Annotated in this window: 17 protein-coding genes and 1 tRNA gene; 9 read left to right on the plus strand and 9 right to left on the minus strand. The window is 67.2% G+C overall.

What is annotated here, in order from left to right; translation table 11 throughout:
- Nucleotides 1–122 precede the first annotated feature (122 nt).
- The 5 genes from QE373_RS05720 to trxA form a co-directional block, all read right to left on the minus strand.
- Entirely contained in the window at nucleotides 123–773 is a 651-nt protein-coding gene (locus QE373_RS05720) for a protocatechuate 3,4-dioxygenase (protein WP_309684469.1), read from the minus strand.
- A gap of 125 nt (nucleotides 774–898) precedes the next feature.
- On the minus strand, nucleotides 899–1,369 hold the full coding sequence (locus QE373_RS05725) for a DUF4442 domain-containing protein (RefSeq protein WP_123699600.1): 471 nt from the start codon (nucleotides 1,367–1,369) through the stop codon (nucleotides 899–901).
- Nucleotides 1,370–1,450: 81 nt separating this feature from the next.
- Nucleotides 1,451–1,915 (minus strand): hypothetical protein, encoded by a 465-nt coding sequence (locus tag QE373_RS05730; protein WP_309684472.1) that lies wholly within the window; start codon nucleotides 1,913–1,915, stop codon nucleotides 1,451–1,453.
- 146 nt (nucleotides 1,916–2,061) lie between these two features.
- The gene (locus QE373_RS05735) at nucleotides 2,062–3,678 is read right to left on the minus strand and encodes a CHASE2 domain-containing protein (RefSeq protein WP_309684474.1); all 1,617 of its coding nucleotides are present in this window, start codon (nucleotides 3,676–3,678) and stop codon (nucleotides 2,062–2,064) included.
- 190 nt (nucleotides 3,679–3,868) lie between these two features.
- Nucleotides 3,869–4,720 carry a thioredoxin gene (gene trxA, locus QE373_RS05740; protein ID WP_309684476.1) on the minus strand — a complete coding sequence of 284 codons (852 nt, stop codon included), beginning with the start codon at nucleotides 4,718–4,720 and terminating at the stop codon, nucleotides 3,869–3,871.
- Nucleotides 4,721–4,836: 116 nt separating this feature from the next.
- Between trxA and QE373_RS05745 the strand changes: the two genes are divergently transcribed.
- The 5 genes from QE373_RS05745 to nadD all read left to right on the plus strand — a co-directional run bounded on the left by QE373_RS05745 (nucleotide 4,837) and on the right by nadD (nucleotide 10,748).
- Nucleotides 4,837–5,451, plus strand: coding sequence for a DUF998 domain-containing protein (locus QE373_RS05745; RefSeq protein WP_123699603.1), 615 nt, complete (start codon nucleotides 4,837–4,839; stop codon nucleotides 5,449–5,451).
- A 99-nt stretch (nucleotides 5,452–5,550) separates the two neighbouring features.
- Entirely contained in the window at nucleotides 5,551–8,190 is a 2,640-nt protein-coding gene (leuS, locus tag QE373_RS05750) for a leucine--tRNA ligase (RefSeq protein WP_309684480.1), read from the plus strand.
- Between the two features lie 188 nt (nucleotides 8,191–8,378).
- Nucleotides 8,379–9,029: an LPS assembly lipoprotein LptE gene (gene lptE, locus QE373_RS05755; protein ID WP_309684484.1), complete on the plus strand. Its 651-nt coding sequence runs from the start codon at nucleotides 8,379–8,381 to the stop codon at nucleotides 9,027–9,029.
- A gap of 12 nt (nucleotides 9,030–9,041) precedes the next feature.
- Entirely contained in the window at nucleotides 9,042–10,082 is a 1,041-nt protein-coding gene (gene holA / locus QE373_RS05760; RefSeq protein ID WP_309684486.1) for a DNA polymerase III subunit delta, read from the plus strand.
- A gap of 9 nt (nucleotides 10,083–10,091) precedes the next feature.
- A complete protein-coding gene (gene nadD / locus QE373_RS05765; protein WP_309684489.1) occupies nucleotides 10,092–10,748 on the plus strand; it encodes a nicotinate-nucleotide adenylyltransferase in 657 nt (218 codons plus the stop codon).
- A gap of 19 nt (nucleotides 10,749–10,767) precedes the next feature.
- On the opposite strand, the gene QE373_RS05770 is transcribed toward nadD, so the two are convergent.
- Complete coding sequence (locus QE373_RS05770; protein ID WP_309684493.1) at nucleotides 10,768–11,037, minus strand: hypothetical protein; 270 nt, start codon at nucleotides 11,035–11,037, stop codon at nucleotides 10,768–10,770.
- A gap of 198 nt (nucleotides 11,038–11,235) precedes the next feature.
- On the opposite strand from QE373_RS05770, the gene rsfS reads away from it, so the two are divergent.
- The 4 genes from rsfS (at nucleotide 11,236) to QE373_RS05790 (ending at nucleotide 13,133) form a co-directional block, all read left to right on the plus strand.
- Nucleotides 11,236–11,661 (plus strand): ribosome silencing factor, encoded by a 426-nt coding sequence (gene rsfS / locus QE373_RS05775; protein WP_042612238.1) that lies wholly within the window; start codon nucleotides 11,236–11,238, stop codon nucleotides 11,659–11,661.
- Nucleotides 11,662–11,729: 68 nt separating this feature from the next.
- Nucleotides 11,730–12,200, plus strand: coding sequence for a 23S rRNA (pseudouridine(1915)-N(3))-methyltransferase RlmH (gene rlmH, locus QE373_RS05780; protein ID WP_057508755.1), 471 nt, complete (start codon nucleotides 11,730–11,732; stop codon nucleotides 12,198–12,200).
- A gap of 22 nt (nucleotides 12,201–12,222) precedes the next feature.
- Nucleotides 12,223–12,299, plus strand: a tRNA-Asn gene (locus QE373_RS05785).
- Between the two features lie 78 nt (nucleotides 12,300–12,377).
- Complete coding sequence (locus QE373_RS05790; RefSeq protein ID WP_309684500.1) at nucleotides 12,378–13,133, plus strand: hypothetical protein; 756 nt, start codon at nucleotides 12,378–12,380, stop codon at nucleotides 13,131–13,133.
- Nucleotides 13,134–13,244: 111 nt separating this feature from the next.
- Here the strand turns inward: QE373_RS05790 and QE373_RS05795 are convergent, their stop codons facing one another.
- The 3 genes from QE373_RS05795 to QE373_RS05805 all read right to left on the minus strand — a co-directional run bounded on the left by QE373_RS05795 (nucleotide 13,245) and on the right by QE373_RS05805 (nucleotide 17,846).
- Nucleotides 13,245–16,058 (minus strand): TonB-dependent receptor, encoded by a 2,814-nt coding sequence (locus QE373_RS05795; RefSeq protein ID WP_309684503.1) that lies wholly within the window; start codon nucleotides 16,056–16,058, stop codon nucleotides 13,245–13,247.
- A 183-nt stretch (nucleotides 16,059–16,241) separates the two neighbouring features.
- Nucleotides 16,242–16,901: a TonB family protein gene (locus QE373_RS05800; protein WP_309684505.1), complete on the minus strand. Its 660-nt coding sequence runs from the start codon at nucleotides 16,899–16,901 to the stop codon at nucleotides 16,242–16,244.
- A 207-nt stretch (nucleotides 16,902–17,108) separates the two neighbouring features.
- On the minus strand, nucleotides 17,109–17,846 hold the full coding sequence (locus tag QE373_RS05805; RefSeq protein WP_057508798.1) for an SIMPL domain-containing protein: 738 nt from the start codon (nucleotides 17,844–17,846) through the stop codon (nucleotides 17,109–17,111).
- Between the last annotated feature and the right edge of the window lie 18 nt (nucleotides 17,847–17,864).

Consider the following 17,864-nt stretch of genomic DNA (forward strand, 5'->3'; position numbering starts at 1 on the left):
TCACAGGACGCGGCGTATACGTCGCGTCCTGTGACCCGATGACGGCCCGCTGGGGGTGACGCTGCGCCAGGATCCAGTGGCTGCACGGCCGGCTGGAAGGTGAGGCGGACCCGTTCCCGGCATCAACCAGTGGCGAGCACTACCGTCCACTCCGCTTCCAACGGCGCATCGTCCCCCACGTTGCGCGGCGTCAGGGTAACGGTCTCGCGATCTTCGGGAGACAGTGCCTGGTAGAGCAGGTCGCTGTCGTTGAGCGGCTCTCCACTGAAGTAGATCTGCGTCACCAGGCGATCATGCTGGCCACGGATGTCGAAGTGGATGTGCGGCGTGCGCAGGCTGGTGCCGACGGGATACGGTCCGGGGACGATGGTCAGGAAGCGGAACCGCCCCTCCTCGTCGGTCTCCTGCCGACCAAATCCCTGGAACGCAGGGTCCAGCGGCGCATCGACGTTGGGGTCGGTGGCATGCGCGTAGCGGCCGTGGGTATTGGCCTGCCACATCTCGATCCAGGCACCTGCCACCGGCAGGCCCAAGGTATCGACGACGCGTCCTCGCAGGTCGATCCGGGTCCCCTGGGCAACCCCCGGCTGTCCGTCGACGCGGGTCAGGTCGGCGTCCTCGTCCAGCGGTCTCTGGATGGGGTAGTACGGTCCCATGATGTCTTCCACGGTGATCCGGCCTTGCTGCTGCGCGGCGGCGCTGGAGGTGAACAGGGCCGTGGCCGCCCACCCAGCGGCCTGCAGTGCCTGGCGTCTGCTGATCGTTGCTGACATGACAGTTCTCCGATGAGTTCAGGACGCGCCAGTCGCGCGCCGGAACCATCATCGGCATGCAGGGAGAGTGCGCCGTGTGGTGCATCTCAGTATCAGGCGAAGCAATCGATCCTGCACGATTCGCGTCAACCGGCCATGGCGCCGCCGCGCGCCTGCGGCTTGAGCCGGATGTAGACCTGCTTGCGTACACGGGCCACGACCTCACCCGAGGCGTCCAGCACGTCGTTGCTGTACCAGCGCAGTTGCTTGCTGCCATCAGCAGCGGACGCGCGGATTTCCGCGAGCATTGCGTCATCGATCCGGAACGCCGCGCGTACCGTGCCGCGGCCGGGTTTCAGGAATTCGATTTCGCCGGCGCGATCCCACACGTAGTAGTCGCGGCCCAGGTTGTGCATCAGCCCCAGCATCCAGAACGGGTCGGTCATCGCGAACAGGCTGCCGCCGAAATGGGTACCGACATAGTTGCGGTTCCACGGGCGCATGCGCAGTTCAACGTCGATGTCACGGTAATCCGGCGAGATCCCGGTTACGTGGATGCCGGCGAACAGGAAGGGCGGCCACAGGTTGATGCCGTGGCGGAACAGGCTGGCTTTCATGGTGGACCGGCGCCGGGGATGGGGACGCCAGTGTAACCATGCGGATGCGTATGGAGAAGGCGTGCCGGCAGGGTCGATCTCTCACGGCGACCCCTTCGGGATCGTCAGGGAAAAAGTACCGTTCTGCTGCGCAATGGCTTCGCCGGTGTCGGTGATCGCGTTCTGCACGAACAGGCCGCTGCCCTCCGCGTTGCCTGTGATGAAAGTCAGCTGATGGTAGGCGGTGCGATTGCCCCAGTCCGGCGACGGCAGTGAGACGTAATGGATCGTGCTGCTCTGGTCCCCGACGTTGCCCTGGGCGACGAAAACGCCGTAATGATCCTCGCCCTCCGAGGTGATCCGATAAACGCCGTTGGCGTAGTGCATCAGGGTCGCGTTCGGGAAAGGCTTGGCGTCGTAGAGTTTCCGATAGTGGAGGTGATAGGTCGCCACCGGTGCGGCAGGTTGGACGGTGATCGGGGCCGGTGCGCCGGCAACGGCGACGTTCGGCAGAAAGGAGGTCGCAGCGAGCGAGGTGAGGACGAACAAGGCGGGGATGGAAGCCATGGCGGCGCGCTCGAGGGATGGGCCATTCACACTGTTGGCTGCGATGACACAGGGCAAGTGGCAGATCCGTCACGTTCGAGCGGATCTCGCCCAGCCCGATGAGCGGCTGACGCGGCGGTACGTGCGGCGCCTGAGGAGTGGACGGCTCAGCCCGCTTCCAGGACGTAGCCGTCGCCGCCGTTCGCTTTGGCCTGGCGCAGTGCCGCCTCGGCTCCGGAGAGGAATGCATCAGCCGGCACTTCCGGCCCTGGCACCCGGCAGTACACCCCGATGCTGACGGTGGTGCGGGCGTTTCCGGCGGCGTCCACCCACGGCAGCCGACGCACATCCGCGATCAGGTCTTCGACCACCTGGCGCGCGCCGCCGGGCGGCGTATCGGGCAGGAGCATTGCAAACCCGACGTGGCCAAGGCGGGCGGCGGTATCGCGCGGTCGTCGGGCATGTGCGGCAATCAGCCGGGCGACTGCCATCGGCAGGGGGTCGCCTGACTGCGGACCCGGTCGGTCTTGGTGACCGCTGCCGTGATCCAGCTCCACCCGCACCAGCGACAACGGGCGGCAGTCGCGGTCCGCGACGCAGGTCTCCTGCTGCAGCGCAAGCTCGAAGCGCGGCCGGTTGGCCAGCCCGGTGACGGTGTCCACGTCGGCCCCGCGTCGCCCGCTGGCGATCCGCCACACGGCCCAGAGAGCGGTGGCGAGCAGCGCTGTCCCCAGCGTGGCGCAGGGCGCCCACCACAGGTTGGCCCCGCGCAGCAGGGACCAGGAGAGCAACAGCGGGAGGGGCAGTCCCACACCGATGGCCAGCATCGTGGACGCCCGCCCACCGCACAGCCCGGAAACGCACAGCATCACCAGCAGCGCGCCCAACGCGTGCTGTCCTATCGGCGCCATCACCCGCAGCGTGTGCGACTGCAGCAGCATCGAGGCCACGTTGGCGTGGTATTCGGTGCTGCTCATGGGGGCGTCGCGGCGGGTCGGTGTCAGCAGTAGCGGGGCGAGACCTGGCGCGGTGGGACCCACCACCGCGCGTCGGCCGTGCAACCGCGCAGACGCGACCCGGCCTTCCAGTACGTCCACATAGGAGACCTGCGGCACGCTGCCCGGCGGGCCCGCGTAGCGGAGGCGGAGGTAGCCGTCGCGCACCCATTGTCCAGGCGCTGGGTGATCTTCGGCGGTGGGCAGTCCCTGGACCCGCGCGGACGGGTCGGCCAGTGCCAGCCCCAGCGCCGGCCAGTGCGCTGATCCGGTTCCGGCATGCAGGAACATGCCGCGCGCCACGCCGTCGGCATCCAGGTGTATTTCCGCGTGGCCCAGTGCGGCCGCACTGGCCGTCACCAGCGCGATGGGGAGCCGTTCTTCGGCCAGCCGATCGGCGCGGGCCGGCACCGCCAGCACCGGCACTACCACCTGGCCATTGCGCGCGATGGCGGCCGCCAGTTGCGCATCGGCACCCGGGTGGCGGTCCGGTCCGGAAAACGGCAGGTCCAGCAGCACCCGGCCGCTGCCGGCGTCGGTGAGTCGGTCAAGCAGGCGCGCATGCACGCTGCGGGACCAGGGCCATGGGCCGATCTGCCGCAGGCTGGCCTCGTCGATGGCAATGATCAGCAGGCTGGGGTCGGGCGGGTAGGTCCAGCGGCTCGTGTAACGGTCGAAAACCGCGTCGTCCAGCGGCCCCAGCCAGCGGGCATGGCTGGCGGCAGCGGCGACCAGTCCGGCCAGGACGGCCAGCAGCAGGCGGTAACGCCACGGCAGCGGCCGCCGCATCAACGCCGCCACCGACCGCGGTGGGGTGCACCTTCACACATCACGCGATCCTCCCGCAGGAAAGATCGGCGGAGCGATCCCCTCGGCCCGTTGGCCGGGTGTCATTCCCCCGAATGAACCGTGGCGTCCGACGACGCCACCGGCTCAGTATCGCGTGCCCTCCGAGGGCCTGTTCTGAACGGATTTACATTCAGAAAAGCAGCGACGCCATCTTCCGGCGGTATTGGCTCACCAGTGCGGGGTCACCGATCACGTTGAAGGCATCGATCAGCACCTTGCGGGGAAGTCCGTCATTGAAGCTGCGATCCACGCGCAGCATTTCCAGGAACTGTTGCAGTGCCGCCTCGTCTTCGCCGGCCAGCAGCAACTGCACTCCGCGCAGGTGGCGGGCCGCCAGGTCGCCTGCATCGGCCGCGATGCGCGCGTCCAGTGCCTCCGGTGCCGGTGCATCCTTCAGCGCCGATGCAAATGCCAGCCGCGCGCGGGCACGCACGGCGCGGTCATCGGTGGCCAGGTTGGCCGGCAGGCCGTCGATCAAGGCGCCGGCTTCGTCCACCCCACCGATCTGCAGCAGTGCCACCGCCAGGTCCAGGCGCAGCTCGTCCTTGGCCGGTTCGGCGGCGATCTGCGCACGCAGCACGTCGACCTGCGCCTGTGCATCCAGCGGCTCGGGTTCGGCCTCGGCCACCGGTTCGGCCGGGGCGATGCCGTGCTGGGCCAGGAACTCTCGCAACTGGCCTTCGGTCACCGCGCCGGGGAAGCCGTCCACCAGCTGGCCACCCTTGACCAGGAACACCGTCGGTACCGAGCGGATCTGGAAGGCCGCCGCTATCTGCTGCTCCTTGTCCACGTCCACCTTGGCCAGCTGGAAGGCGCCGTTGTACTCGCCGGCCAGCTTTTCCAGCAGCGGTCCCAGGGTCTTGCAGGGCTCGCACCACGTCGCCCAGAAATCGACCAGTACGGGGGTCTGCAGGGATTTCTGCAGCACCTCGGCTTCGAAGGTTTCGGTGACAGCGTCGAATACGTTCGGCAGTTCGCTCATGGAACCTCTGGATCTACGGCGGGAGACCGATTCTATGGTGGCGGACGCTTGTGGCTTCAACCCGCTGCCGGTGTGATGTTCCACAATAGGGCCTGCCAACGATCGAGTGCGTCACCATGCCGACCCTGCTTCCACGCCCTGTCGAGAACCTGCTCGGTCCCGCCGCGGCGGCGGTGTTCGTGCTGTCCGTGGCCGGTTTCGGCGTGGCACTGGACGGCTTCGAGCAGGGGCGCCACCCCGTGGCGTTGCTGGGGGCCGGCGGCATTGCCCACGCACTCGGCTTCAACCTGCTGGGCTGGGTGCTGCCGGGCCTGCTGGCCACGGCGATGGCGCTGTGCCTGCTGGCGCGCCTGCCCGCCGGCAGCAGCTGGCTGCTGCGGGTGGCCGGCCAGTTGCTGGTGCTGGCAGGGTTGGCCTTCGCCGGCATGGGGCTGTTCCCGCTGGATGTGCAGGACCTGGACGGCCCGGCCAGCCAGGCGCATGCCAGCGCATGGATGGTGTGGGCGCTGGCGTTCATCGCGGGCACGCTGATGCTGGGCATCGGCAGCTGGCGCAGATCGCCGCCGTTGGCGCGGCTGGCGCTGGGCTGCGGGCTGGTCGCGGCGGTCACCGCGTTTGCCCTGCACGGGCTGCTGCCGGCACCGCTGGCGCAGCGGCTGACCTTTGCGGCGTGGGCATTGTGGCTGGCAGCGGGCCTGCCGTGGGTGGCCCCAGCCGAGCCCCGCCGCTGAGCCCCTGCCGCCGGGCCCAGGCCCGCCAGTCGGATGGATTGGAGGCTTTTGCCGCACTGCGGTACCCTGTGCCGCTTTGCCGCCGCACTTGTGTGTTCCATGACCAGCGTCGAACCCAACGCCTACGACCCGCAGCAGGTTGAATCCGCCGCCCAGCAGTACTGGGACGGTACCCGTGCCTTCGAAGTCAACGAGACCTCGGACAAGCCGAAGTACTTCTGCCTGTCGATGCTTCCGTACCCGTCGGGCGCGCTGCACATGGGCCATGTGCGCAACTACACCATCGGTGACGTGATCAGCCGCTACAAGCGGATGACCGGGCACAACGTGCTGCAGCCGATGGGCTGGGACGCTTTCGGCCTGCCGGCTGAAAACGCCGCGATCAAGAACAAGACCGCGCCGGCCAAGTGGACCTACAAGAACATCGACCACATGCGCAGCCAGCTGAAGTCGCTGGGCTATGCCATCGACTGGTCGCGCGAGTTCGCCACCTGCAATCCGGACTATTACGTCCACGAGCAGCGCATGTTCACCCGCTTGATGCGCAAGGGCCTGGCCTATCGGCGCAACGCGGTGGTCAACTGGGACCCGATCGACCAGACCGTGCTGGCCAACGAGCAGGTCATCGATGGCCGCGGCTGGCGCTCCGGTGCGCTGGTGGAAAAGCGCGAGATCCCGCAGTGGTTCCTGCGCATCACCGATTACGCGCAGGAACTGCTGGACGGACTGGACGAGCTGGACGGCTGGCCGGAATCGGTCAAGACCATGCAGCGCAACTGGATCGGCCGCTCGGAAGGGCTGGAGATCCAGTTCGCCGTACGCGATGCCGAAGGCAATACGCTGGATCCGCTGCGCGTGTTCACCACCCGCCCGGATACGGTGATGGGCGTGACCTTCGTTTCCATCGCCGGTGAACATCCGCTGGCGCTGCATGCGGCCAGCACCAATCCGCAACTGGCCGAGCTGCTGGGCGGCCTGAAGCAGGGCGGCGTGTCCGAAGCGGAACTGGAAACCCAGGAAAAGCGCGGCATGGATACCGGCCTGAAGGCGATCCATCCGGTGACCGGCGAACAGGTGCCGGTATGGGTGGCCAACTTCGTGCTGATGGGCTACGGCACCGGTGCGGTCATGGCCGTGCCGGGCCACGACCAGCGCGACAACGAATTCGCCAACAAATACGGCCTGCCGATCCGCCAGGTCATCGCGCTGAAGGCGCTGCGCAAGGACGAAACCGCGTACGACGCCAGCCGTTGGCAGGACTGGTACAGCGACAAGACCCGTGAAAGCGAGCTGGTCAATTCGGGCGAGTTCGACGGCCTGGATTTCCAGGGCGCCTTTGAAGCGCTGGCCGAACGTTTCGAGCGCAAGGCCCAGGGCCAGCGCCGGGTCAATTACCGCCTGCGCGACTGGGGCGTCAGCCGCCAGCGTTACTGGGGCTGCCCGATCCCGGTGATCTACTGCGACAAGTGTGGCGCGGTGCCGGTGCCGGAAGAACAACTGCCGGTGGTGCTGCCGGAGAACGTGGCCTTCTCGGGCACCGGTTCGCCGATCAAGACCGATCCGGAATGGCGCAAGACCACCTGCCCGGACTGCGGCGGCGCGGCCGAGCGCGAGACCGACACTTTCGATACCTTCATGGAATCGAGCTGGTACTACGCCCGCTACACCTCCCCGGGTGCACGCGATGCGGTGGACAAGCGCGGCAACTACTGGCTGCCCGTGGACCAGTACATCGGTGGTATCGAACACGCGATCCTGCACCTGATGTATTTCCGCTTCTATCACAAGCTGCTGCGTGACGCGCGGATGGTGGACAGCAACGAACCGGCCCGCAACCTGTTGTGCCAGGGCATGGTGATCGCCGAAACGTACTACCGCGCCAATCCGGACGGGTCCAAGGACTGGATCAACCCGGCCGACGTGGACGTACAGCGCGACGAGCGTGGCCGCATCACCGGCGCCACCCTGGTGGCCGACGGCCAGCCGGTCGTGGTCGGCGGTACGGAGAAGATGTCCAAGTCGAAGAACAACGGCGTGGACCCGCAGACCATGGTCGGCAAGTACGGCGCCGATACCGTGCGCCTGTTCTCGATGTTCGCCGCACCGCCGGAACAGTCGCTGGAGTGGAACGAAGCCGGCGTGGACGGCATGGCGCGCTTCCTGCGCCGGTTGTGGGCGCAGGTGCACAAGCACGCCGCCGACGGCACCGCCCCGGCACTGGATGCCTCCTCGCTGGATGCCGGCCAGAAGGCGCTGCGCCGCAAGACCCACGAAACCATCGGCAAGGTCGGCGACGACTACGGCCGCCGCCACAGCTTCAATACCGCCATTGCCGCGGTGATGGAGCTGATGAACGCGCTGGCCAAGTTCGATGACGCCAGTGCGCAGGGCCGCGCGGTGCGCCACGAAGCCCTGCAGGCGATCGTGCTGATGCTCAACCCGATCACCCCGCATGCCAGCCACGCGCTGTGGCAGGTGCTGGGCCACGGCCAGACCCTGCTGGAAGACCAGGTCTTCCCGCAGGCCGATCCAAACGCGCTGGTGCGCGATGCACTCACCTTGGCGGTGCAGGTCAACGGCAAGCTGCGTGGCACGATCGAGGTCGCCGCCGATGCGGCGCGCGAGCAGATCGAAGCCTTGGCGGTGGCCGAACCGAACGCGGCCAAGTTCATGGAGGGCCTGGCGGTGCGCAAGATCATCATCGTGCCCGGCAAGATCGTGAACATCGTGGTCGGCTGATCCCGGCCGGCCGGCCGGCCGGCCGACCGGTCGGTCGGTCGCGCCAGCGGCGCTGGGTCAGCCAGCGCCGGGTGGGTGGCGACCGTGGGTCGCCACCGCCTTCCCGAGACCCCGATGATCAACCGTCATTCACGCCTCATCGGGCAGGCTGTATTGCCGCAGCCGCCCGGCTACTACAGACTGTGTCCATGACCCGAATCCTGCTTGCCCTTCTCGTCGCCCTCGGCCTGGCCGGTTGCGGCTTCCACATGCGCAACAAGCTGATGCTGCCGGCCGATACAGCAGCAGTGAAAGTGGTCTCCACCGCGCCTTACAGCGAGCTGGCCAAGCTGCTGCGGCGCAGCCTGCTGGCGTCCGGGGCGACCCTGGCCGACGACGACTCGACCGCGCCGGCCGCGCAGTTGCAGGTGCTGTCCGAGCGCTGGGGTGACCTGCCGATCGCCATCGACGCACAGGGCCGTGCGCAGGAATACAGCCTGCGTTACGCGGTTATCTTCATCTTCCGCCGCGAAGACGGCAGCGAGCTGGTCCCGCAGCAGGTGATCGAGCTGTCGCGCGATTACGTGTCCCCGCCGACCGACGCCACCGGTACCACCACCGAGCGCGAGATCCTCGCCGATGAGCTGCGCCGCGACATGTCGGCCTCGATCATCCGCCGCATCGACAGCGTGGTGCGCAATGAACTGCGCGAAGGCCGCAGCATTTCCGCCCCGGTCGAAGCGGTCGATGGCCAGGTGATTCCGGCGGGTCCGGCGCCGGCCGGCGTGCCAGCCATCCAGACCACCCTCCCGACCGCCAGGCCCGTCCCCGAACCGGCCAGCCCGCCGGTCCAGGACTGAGCCGGCACCCGGATGGAACTGCGCCCGGAGCAGTTGGCCAGCACCAGTGGCGGCCAGCCGCTGGCCCCTGTCTATCTGATCGCCGGGCCTGAAACCCTGCGCGTGCTGGAAGCGGCCGATGCGGTGCGGACGAAAGCGCGCGCCGAGGGCATCAGCGAACGCGAAGTATTCGATGCCGATGGGCGCGATTTCGACTGGGGACGCCTGCAGGCAGGGTTCAACGCACCCAGCCTGTTCAGTGCGCGCCGCCTGATCGAAGTGCGACTGCCGAACGGCAAGCCGGGCAAGGAAGGCGCCGAGGTCATCAGTGACTTCTGCGCCTCGCCGCCGCCGGATGTCGTGCTGCTGATCACCGCCAACGAATGGAGCAAGTCGCACCAGGGCAAGTGGGCCGATGCGGTTGGCCGTGCCGGGGTGACGTCGGTGGCATGGGCGATCAAACCGCACGAGCTGCCTGAATGGATCGAGCGCCGCCTGCGCGGCAAGGGCCTGCGTGCCGATCCACACGCGGTGCAGCGGCTGGCCGAGCGGGTGGAAGGCAACCTGCTGGCGGCCGCCCAGGAAATCGACAAACTGGCCCTGCTGGTTGAATCCGGCCAGGTGCTGGACGTGGAAAAAATGGACGCGCTGGTGGCCGATGCGGCCCGCTATGACGTGTTCCGGCTGGTCGAGTCGACCTTCTCCGGCCAGTCCACCGCGGTGTTGCGGATGGTCGCCGGGCTGCGCGCCGAAGGCGAAGCGGTGGCGGCGCTGATGCCGATCGTCATCCGCGAACTGCTGGCCGGCGCCGCGCTGGCCCAGGTGCAGGCGCGGGGCGGCAATCTGGCTGCGGAAATGAAATCACGCGGCATCTGGGAGTCCCGCCAGGCGCCGTACAAGCGCGCGCTGCAGCGGCACCCCGAAGCCAAACGCTGGGAGCGCTTCGTTGCCGAAGCCGGGCTGGTGGATCGCATTGCCAAGGGGCGCGCCGATGGCGACCCGTGGCTGGCGCTGGAGCGCCTGCTGGTGGCGGTGTCCGAAGCACGCGCGGTACGCCTGCTGGCGCGTGCCTGAGCGCTGGCCATGGGCCTTCGCGTCTATTACGGCGGTACGTTCGATCCGGTGCACAGCGGGCACCTTGCCATTGCCCGCGCGGCACGTGATGTGCTTGCCGCGCCGGTACACCTGATGCCGGCCGCCGACCCCCCGCATCGTCCCGCGCCCGGTGCCAGTGCCGAACAGCGTTGCCAGATGCTGCGGTTGGCGCTGGCCGATGAGACCGGATTGCAGCTGGACCGCCTCGAACTGGAGCGCGCGGCCCGCCAGTCCGGGCGGCCGTCCTATACCGTGGATACCCTGACCGAACTGCGCCAGGCGTTCGGCGCGGATACGCCGCTGGCGTGGCTGGTGGGGGCAGACAGCCTGCTGTCGCTGGCCGCCTGGCATCGCTGGCAGGCCCTGTTCGGGCTGGCCCATTTCATCGTCGCCGAGCGCCCGGGCAGCAGCTTGCCCGAGGTGGTGGAGGGCACGCTGGGCGAGGCCTTGCAGGGACGCTGGACCGACCGGCCGCAGGATCTGCACAAGGTACCGGCAGGACGCGTGTTGCGGCTGCGCCAGCCGCTGCGCAGCGAGTCGGCCAGCGAGGTCCGCGCCCGCATCGCCGCCGGAGGGCGGTGGCACTCCCTGGTACCCCCGGCGGTGGCTGAGTACATCGCCGAACATCGACTTTACGGGGTGTGATCCCGCGATCGGGCGGCTGTCATCCGCCCGTTGTGATGCACGTCACCCACGCGGGAACCTCGCCGCTTGAGTTGGCGCGGGTATGCTCATACAGGGCGCGCAGGACGGCCTGTTTGTGATCGGGCTCCTTCACTGCCAAGGGCAGGTGGAAGCTTCCGTGCGTATCGCACCGCCAGGTGAGGCAGCCAGGGCAGGGATCCCCTCCAGGCGCCGCCGGCGCCTGGGCCGGCGCCGCAGCGTTGCCAAGCGCGATTCCCGAAGCGACGACGAAGGTGGCAAGCAGGCTCATGGTGATGCTCCGGTCATGGAAAGCGCGCGCGCAACGAGCGCGCCACCATCATCGGCTCGGCCATCGGCGGGCCGTCATCAGGGATCGGGGGAGCTCCAGGTAGGGCCAGCGCCTGTCCGCATGGGGGCTGAACCCGGTGAATGCCTCCGGCGCCGGTCCCACGTATAATCCCCCCTACGTTTATCGAGTCGACCCGCTTTGAGCAACCAGCCCCAACCCCAGACCATCAAGGTCGAACTGCCCAACCCGCCGCCCTCCGTGGAGCAGCTGCTGGCCTGTGTGACCGACGCCACCGAAGAGCTGAAGGCCAAGGACGTGGTCACCATCGACGTACGCGGCAAGTCCAGCGTCGCCGATTACTTCGTGATCGCCTCGGGCACTTCGTCGCGTCACGTGAAGTCCATCGCCGAGGAAGTGGTCCGCTTCGCCAAGAAGCTGGACATGATGCCGCTGGGCGTTGAAGGCGAGCGCGAAGCCGAATGGGTGCTGGTCGACCTGGGCGATGTCGTGGTCCACGTCATGCTGCCGCGCGTGCGCGAACTGTACGCGCTGGAGCGCCTGTGGACGGTCGGTGACCAGCGTCGCCAGCACGAAGAAGAAGAAGGCCAGGACGACGAGGTCTGATCGACCTGCTGCCTGTGCTGTACCCCCGACGGCGCCGATGGCGCCGTTGGACGTTATGAGGATGCCTGATGAAAGCGCGACTGATCGCCACCGGTGAACGCGCCCCCAGCTGGGTGGCGCAGGGCTTTGCCGAATACCAGAAGCGGTTGTCGCACTGGTTGCCGTTCGAACTGGTGGAGATCGAACCGGGCCTGCGTGGCAAGGGCCGCGATGCGCGCCGCGCGACCGATGACGAAGGCAAGCGGGTGATTGCCGCGCTGCCGAAGAATGCCTACGTGGTGGCGCTGGACGTTCCCGGGCGACAGCTGAGCTCGGAACAGTTGGCGCAGCGGCTGGAGCACTGGCGCGGGCAGGGCAGGGACCTGGCGTTCCTGATCGGCGGCCCGGAAGGACATTCGTCGGAAGTGTCTGCGCTGGCTGATGAAAAATGGTCGATCGGCCCATTGACCCTGCCGCACATGCTGGTGCGGCTGGTCGTTGCCGAACAGCTGTATCGCGCCGCGGCGATGTTGGCCAACCACCCCTACCATCGCGCGTGAAGAGTCGTTATACTGGTCGTCTGCCCGAATAGCTCAGCCGGTTAGAGCACTTGACTGTTAATCAGGGGGTCGTTGGTTCGAGTCCAACTTCGGGCGCCACTTTGAAAACCCGCATCGCGAGATGCGGGTTTTTTTTATGTGGCATGCTGCCCTCCATCTGATGGCTGGAGCGTCACGATGGGCGAGATCATGACAGCGGTGGTCGTGTTTGCCTGCCTGAGTGCGGCATCGATCGGCATGATGTTCGTGTATCCGCGCCTGTCGGCGCGGCACCGGGATGACGAGACGAATACCGTGCTGCGGCTGGTCGCCAACATCTTCGTGGTGATGACCTCGCTGGTGTTCGGCCTGCTGATCAATTCCTCCAAGAACACCTTCGAAACCATCGATTCGAACGTGCACGCGTTCTCGACCAGCCTGATCATGTTCGACCGCTCGCTGCGCACCTACGGCGTGGAGACCGACGAGACGCGCCGACGGCTGGTCGAGTACATCGAGGTGGCGATCGCCCATCCCGCACGCGGCAACGATGCGTTGGCCCACCAGCGCAGCCCGGCAGCCAACGCGCTGGACCAGGTCGGCGGAGCGCTGGACCGCATCGCGCCGGCCGATCGTTTCCACGAAGGCCTGCTCGCCGATGCGCGGCAGCAGTACCAGACCGTGGTGCGCCAGCGCTGGAGCATTGTCGAGCAGTCCGAAGCCAGCGTGCCGCGCTTGATCATCTGGATGCTGATGGCATGGTTGACGCTGATCTACGGCAGCTTCGGTTATCGCGCGCCGCACAATCCGATGGTGGTCGGCATGTTCCTGGTGTCCGCCGCGTTGATCGCCACGTCGGTGTATTTCGTCCTGGACATGAGCATCCCCTTCCATGGACCGATCCAGGTGTCCGACGCACCGCTGCGCCGCGCGCTGGCTGAAATCCAGCCCTGACCCTTAGTGCCCCGGCAGCGCCGAGCCGTGCTCGGCGGAGCGCGTCACCGTCCACGAAAAAAAAGCCCGGGCACGAGGCCCGGGCTTGGTCACATCACACAGTGAAGCCGATCAGTTGAACGTGTACTTCGCGCCGACGGTGAAGTAACGACCGATGGCACCGCTGAAGTGCAGTGGGTTGTAGTTGATACCGCCGTAGGTGGCCGGATCCAGCGGTGCGGTGCGGTCGAAGACATTTGCCACCGAGCCGAAGATCTCCAGTCCATCCATCGCCTTCCAGTTGGCCGACAGATCGAAGGTGGTGAACGAAGCGACCTCGCAGTTGCCCGGGGCCGGGCTGCCATCGGCGCGGAAGTTCAGGCAGTCGTCTTCCTTGGTGCCGCCCGTTTCGGCCAGGTTGTCCATCGAACTGATGTAGTTGACGATGCCGCTGACCGACCAGTCGTGGTAATTCCAGGTGGCGCCGAAGTTGATGCGGTCCTTCGGCGTGCCGATGCAGTTGGTGACATCGCAGTTGCCGTGGGTGCCGGCGTATTCGTGGGTGGTGTCACCCTCGGTACGCTCGAACTTGCTGGTGTGGCTCCACTGCAGGTCCAGCCGCAGGTCGCCGGCGGTGCCCAGCGGGATGTCCTGGCGGATATCGGTATCGATACCTTCAACCTTCGAAGCACTGGCATTCACGTAGTTCGTGTTGATGGCCAGGATCGAGCCGGTGCCCGGCACCCCATTGAGCAGGTCGGTATCGCGCAGCACGTTGCCTGAGGCGATGGCATCGGCCGTCGAACCCTGCGCGATTTCATTGCTGCGCTTGACCCGCCATGCGTCCACCGTGATCGACGTAGTGCGGGTCGGCTGCAGCACGATGCCGAGTGAGTAGCTCTTGGACTCTTCCGCTTCCAGCAGCGGATTGGGGCGAGTGATGATCGCCACCGGCTGCTGCCCGCAATCATCCTGGGTGCCGCCCGGGGCGGGGGTGCCGCCAGGGCAGCGGACCGGATCGAGCGCATTGGAGAAGGCGGCCAGGCCACCGTCGCCGTTCTCGGCCGGGTTGGGCGCACGGAAGCCTTCGGCATACGTACCACGCACGGCGATCCAGTCGATCGGGGTCCACTTGAAGCCGACCTTCGGAGTAACCGAATCATCGCCGCTTTCGTACTTGTCATAGCGGGCGGCGGCGGTCAGTTCCAACGATTCCAGCACCGGTGCGGCCAGTTCGGCATACGCGGCGTAGACGTTCTGGGTGCCGTCATAGGACGAGAAGCCCAGGCCGATGATGTCGCCGGTGTCGGTGTAGGTCTGCGGCGACAGGCTGTTGGTGGTACGACGCCATTCGGTGCCCAGCGCCAGGCCCAGCGGGCCACCGGCCAGGTCCATCAGCGAGCGGTTCACCTTGAAGTCGAACATGTCCAGGCTGCTCTTGGCGGTGGCCTGGATGGTCGGGGAAATATAGTCGTACAGGCTCTGCGGATTGCCTTCCGAACCGGCACCGATGTTCCATACGCCGGCTGGGCAGGCCAGGTTTCCCAGCACGCACTGCACTGCGCTGTAACGCAGGAAGCCATCGCGCTTGTTGACCAGGTTGGTGGACGAATGCAGGTAGCCGGTGTCGTAGCTCCACTCGCCCCAGGTGCCCTTGACCCCGGCCAGGAAGCGGATGAACTCGTTGTCGTTGTTGGTCACGCGCGGGCCGACATCGAAGGCGTTGTAACGCACGCGCACCGGTTCGCCGTACGGATTGTCAGGATGCCCGACCGCCAGCACGGTGGCGCCGGGGCCGCTGTTGGCGTTGACCGGGCCACCGGGATAACCCCATGCACCGGACACGTTGGACGGGGTGTTGTTGAAGGTGGTTTCCTTCTTGGAGTAGCCCATTTCAACGTACGCCTCAGCGCTGTCGTTGAAGGCGAAGGTCGCACGTCCGAACACGTTGACGTACTTCTCTTCCGGGCTCAGGTCACGGTAGTCGGCCATGTCCCACAGGCAGCCACCGCCCGGATCCTGCGGGGCGACACTGGAAAGCCCCGAACAGCCCGGCAGCGATTCCAGCAGGCCGGTGGTCGGGTTGAAGATGCTGCCGGTCGGCGAGTTGCCGCCGCCACTGCCGTTGCCGGTGATCGAACCGCCGAGGAACTGGCTGCCGCCGGCGCTGTAGCCCCAGCGACGCAGGTCGCCGGTGCCGATCCAGTCGCGGTTGCGGCGGTCGCTGACCCGGATGCCATCGGACTTGCCCACGTCGATGCTGGCGAAGGCATTCCAGCCGTCTTCGGACAGGTTGCCGGTACCGGCGGTCAGCGTCGCCTTGCGCGCATCGCCGTCACTGTCACCGGACAGGCCGTAGGAACCGCGCAGGATCACGCCTTCGAAGTCGCTGCGCAGGATGATGTTGACCACACCGGCGATGGCGTCCGAACCATAGGTGGCCGACGCGCCGTCCTTCAGGACTTCCACGCGCTCCACGGCATCGAGCGGGATGGTGCTGAGGTCGGTGAAGACCTTCTGTCCGTCATCGGCCAAGCCGTAGGTGGCCATGCGTCGCCCGTTCAGCAGCACCAGGGTGGAGCCGGCGCCCAGGCCGCGCAGCGAAATGCCCGCGCCGCCGCCGGCGAAGCCGTTGCCGAAGGTCTTGGGGATGGAGCCGGAGCCGTCCGAGGTCAGGGTCTGCAGGTATTCGGCGACCGTGGTCTTGCCGGTACGGTCGATCTCCTGGCGGGTGACCACCTGGACCGGCGACGGGGTTTCGGTATTGGTGCGCGGGATGTTGGAACCGGTGACGGTGATCCGGTCCAGGTTGGTGGCCGGGTCCTGCGCGAAGGCAGTGGTGGATCCGGCGGCCGCCAGCAGCAGCGCGCTGCCGGCAAGGATGTGGGTGATGGACGTGGCAAGCGACGTGCGGCGGCTTGCACGTGGAAGGGTCGGGTATTTCACAGCTCTCTCCTGACTGGGAATACGTAGTGGCGTGTCCTGCCGCAGGCCCCCTTGCCCCGCGATGTCGCCAATCTAGGTTTCTTTCAGGTGACGCAAGAGTGAAATTTTGCTTAATCGGGACCGCTTTGTGACGTGCGTCAGCAAGCGGGACCGGGGGCGACCGCCGTCACCCCCGGTCGCGCCTTACTCTGGCAAGGAGAACTCGATCGGCACCAGGCCCACCGATGATGTGGCCACGCCGTCCTGCATGGACGGTTCGAATCGCCACTGGCGCAGTACCTGCTGGCGCGCAGCAAGGTCCAGCGCACGCGAACCGCTGCTGCGTTCGATGGAAACCGCCGTGGGGCGGCCCTCGGCACTGACTTCCACCCGCAGCAGGACGGTGCCCTGTTCACGGCCGCGCAGGGCGGCGATGGGGTACGCCGGCGGCGGGGCCGAACGGTAACGCAGTTGTGCGCCGGGGCCGCTGCTGGTGGGCGTACCGGTCAGCAGAGGAACGTTGGGCACCGGGGCGGGCTGGGGTTCTACGGCGGGCACGGCGTAGGCCGGGATCTGTTCGGTGACGGTGGTGGGCGTGGACAGGGGCGTCGGCTGGGGTTTCACAACGGTCTGCGGCGGCGCGACCTTCTGCACGACTTCCGGTGGCACCGGGGTGGGCGGCAGCGGCTTGTCCGGGGTGATCCAGCGGACCTGCGGGGCTTCACGTGGCAGCGGGGCGGCCACGTAGGCGGCGGGGATGACCAGCAGCATGAAGGCCAGCACGTGCAGCGCGATGGCGGTGCTCCATGCAGCGATGCGGGCGGGGTCGAAGCGGAGCGGGACTGCCGGGTACGTACGAACCATGGTTCACCTCCATGCAAGCCAGCAGGGGGACGTCATCGGGGCCGGTGGGTGCCGGTGGATCAGCAATAGCGCGGCAAGCGCGGCCTGCCCAGCCGGGCAGGCGCGTTCGTTTGGTTACGAGTCAGGTAAAGCGGAGGGCGACTGGAAAACAGTGACGACCAACGGTCGTCACCCACCAAGGGCGGTCGTCACCCAACTGCCATGGCCTCAGCGGCCGAGTTCGAACACCACGTCCAGGTTCACCGACACGGTGGTCTCACCGGCGGCCACCGGGGTGCTGGCCATGTCGGCGGCCATCGGCGCGGCGGCTGCGCGCATCATCACCGGGCGGAAGCCGCCGCCGCTGCTTTCGGAAATACTGACGATGCGGCGGACCTGCAGGCCGAGCGACCTGGCGTAGGTCTGTGCACGTGCCTGGGCCTTCTTCAGCGCGGCCAGGCGGGCTTCGTCATACACCGGTTCCGGCTGGTCGATCTCAAAGCTGGGGCCGTTGATCTGGTTGGCACCCTGCGCGGCCAGCGCGTCCAGCACCTTGCCCAGCTTGGCGATGTCACGCACCTTCAGGCTGACGGTGTTGCTGGCCTGGTAGCCGGTGATCTTCGGCGCCTCGTTTTCCGCGTAGCGGTACTGCGGGCTCAGGTTCACCCCGCTGGTCTGTACGTCGCGCTCGGCGATGCCGGCGGCCTTGATCGCGGCCAGCACCGTGTCCATCTTTTGCGCGTTCTCGCGCATGGCGGTGTTGCCATCCACGGCCTGGGTGACCACGCCAGCGGACAGCGTGGCGATATCCGGCACGCGGCTGGCTTCGGCGTTGGCCGATACGTTGAGCAGGGTGCCTTCCACCGGGGCGATGGCGGGGGCCGGTACGGCGGCTTGAGCGGTCACGGAAGCTCCCAGGGCGAGGGACAGGGCGAGCAGCAGGGGCGAAAGGACGGGGCGACGCATGGAGATCTCCTTGAAGGC

The sequence above is a fragment of the Stenotrophomonas sp. SORGH_AS_0321 genome (assembly GCF_031453215.1).
In the GTDB taxonomy this organism is placed as follows: Bacteria; Pseudomonadota; Gammaproteobacteria; order Xanthomonadales; family Xanthomonadaceae; genus Stenotrophomonas; species Stenotrophomonas chelatiphaga.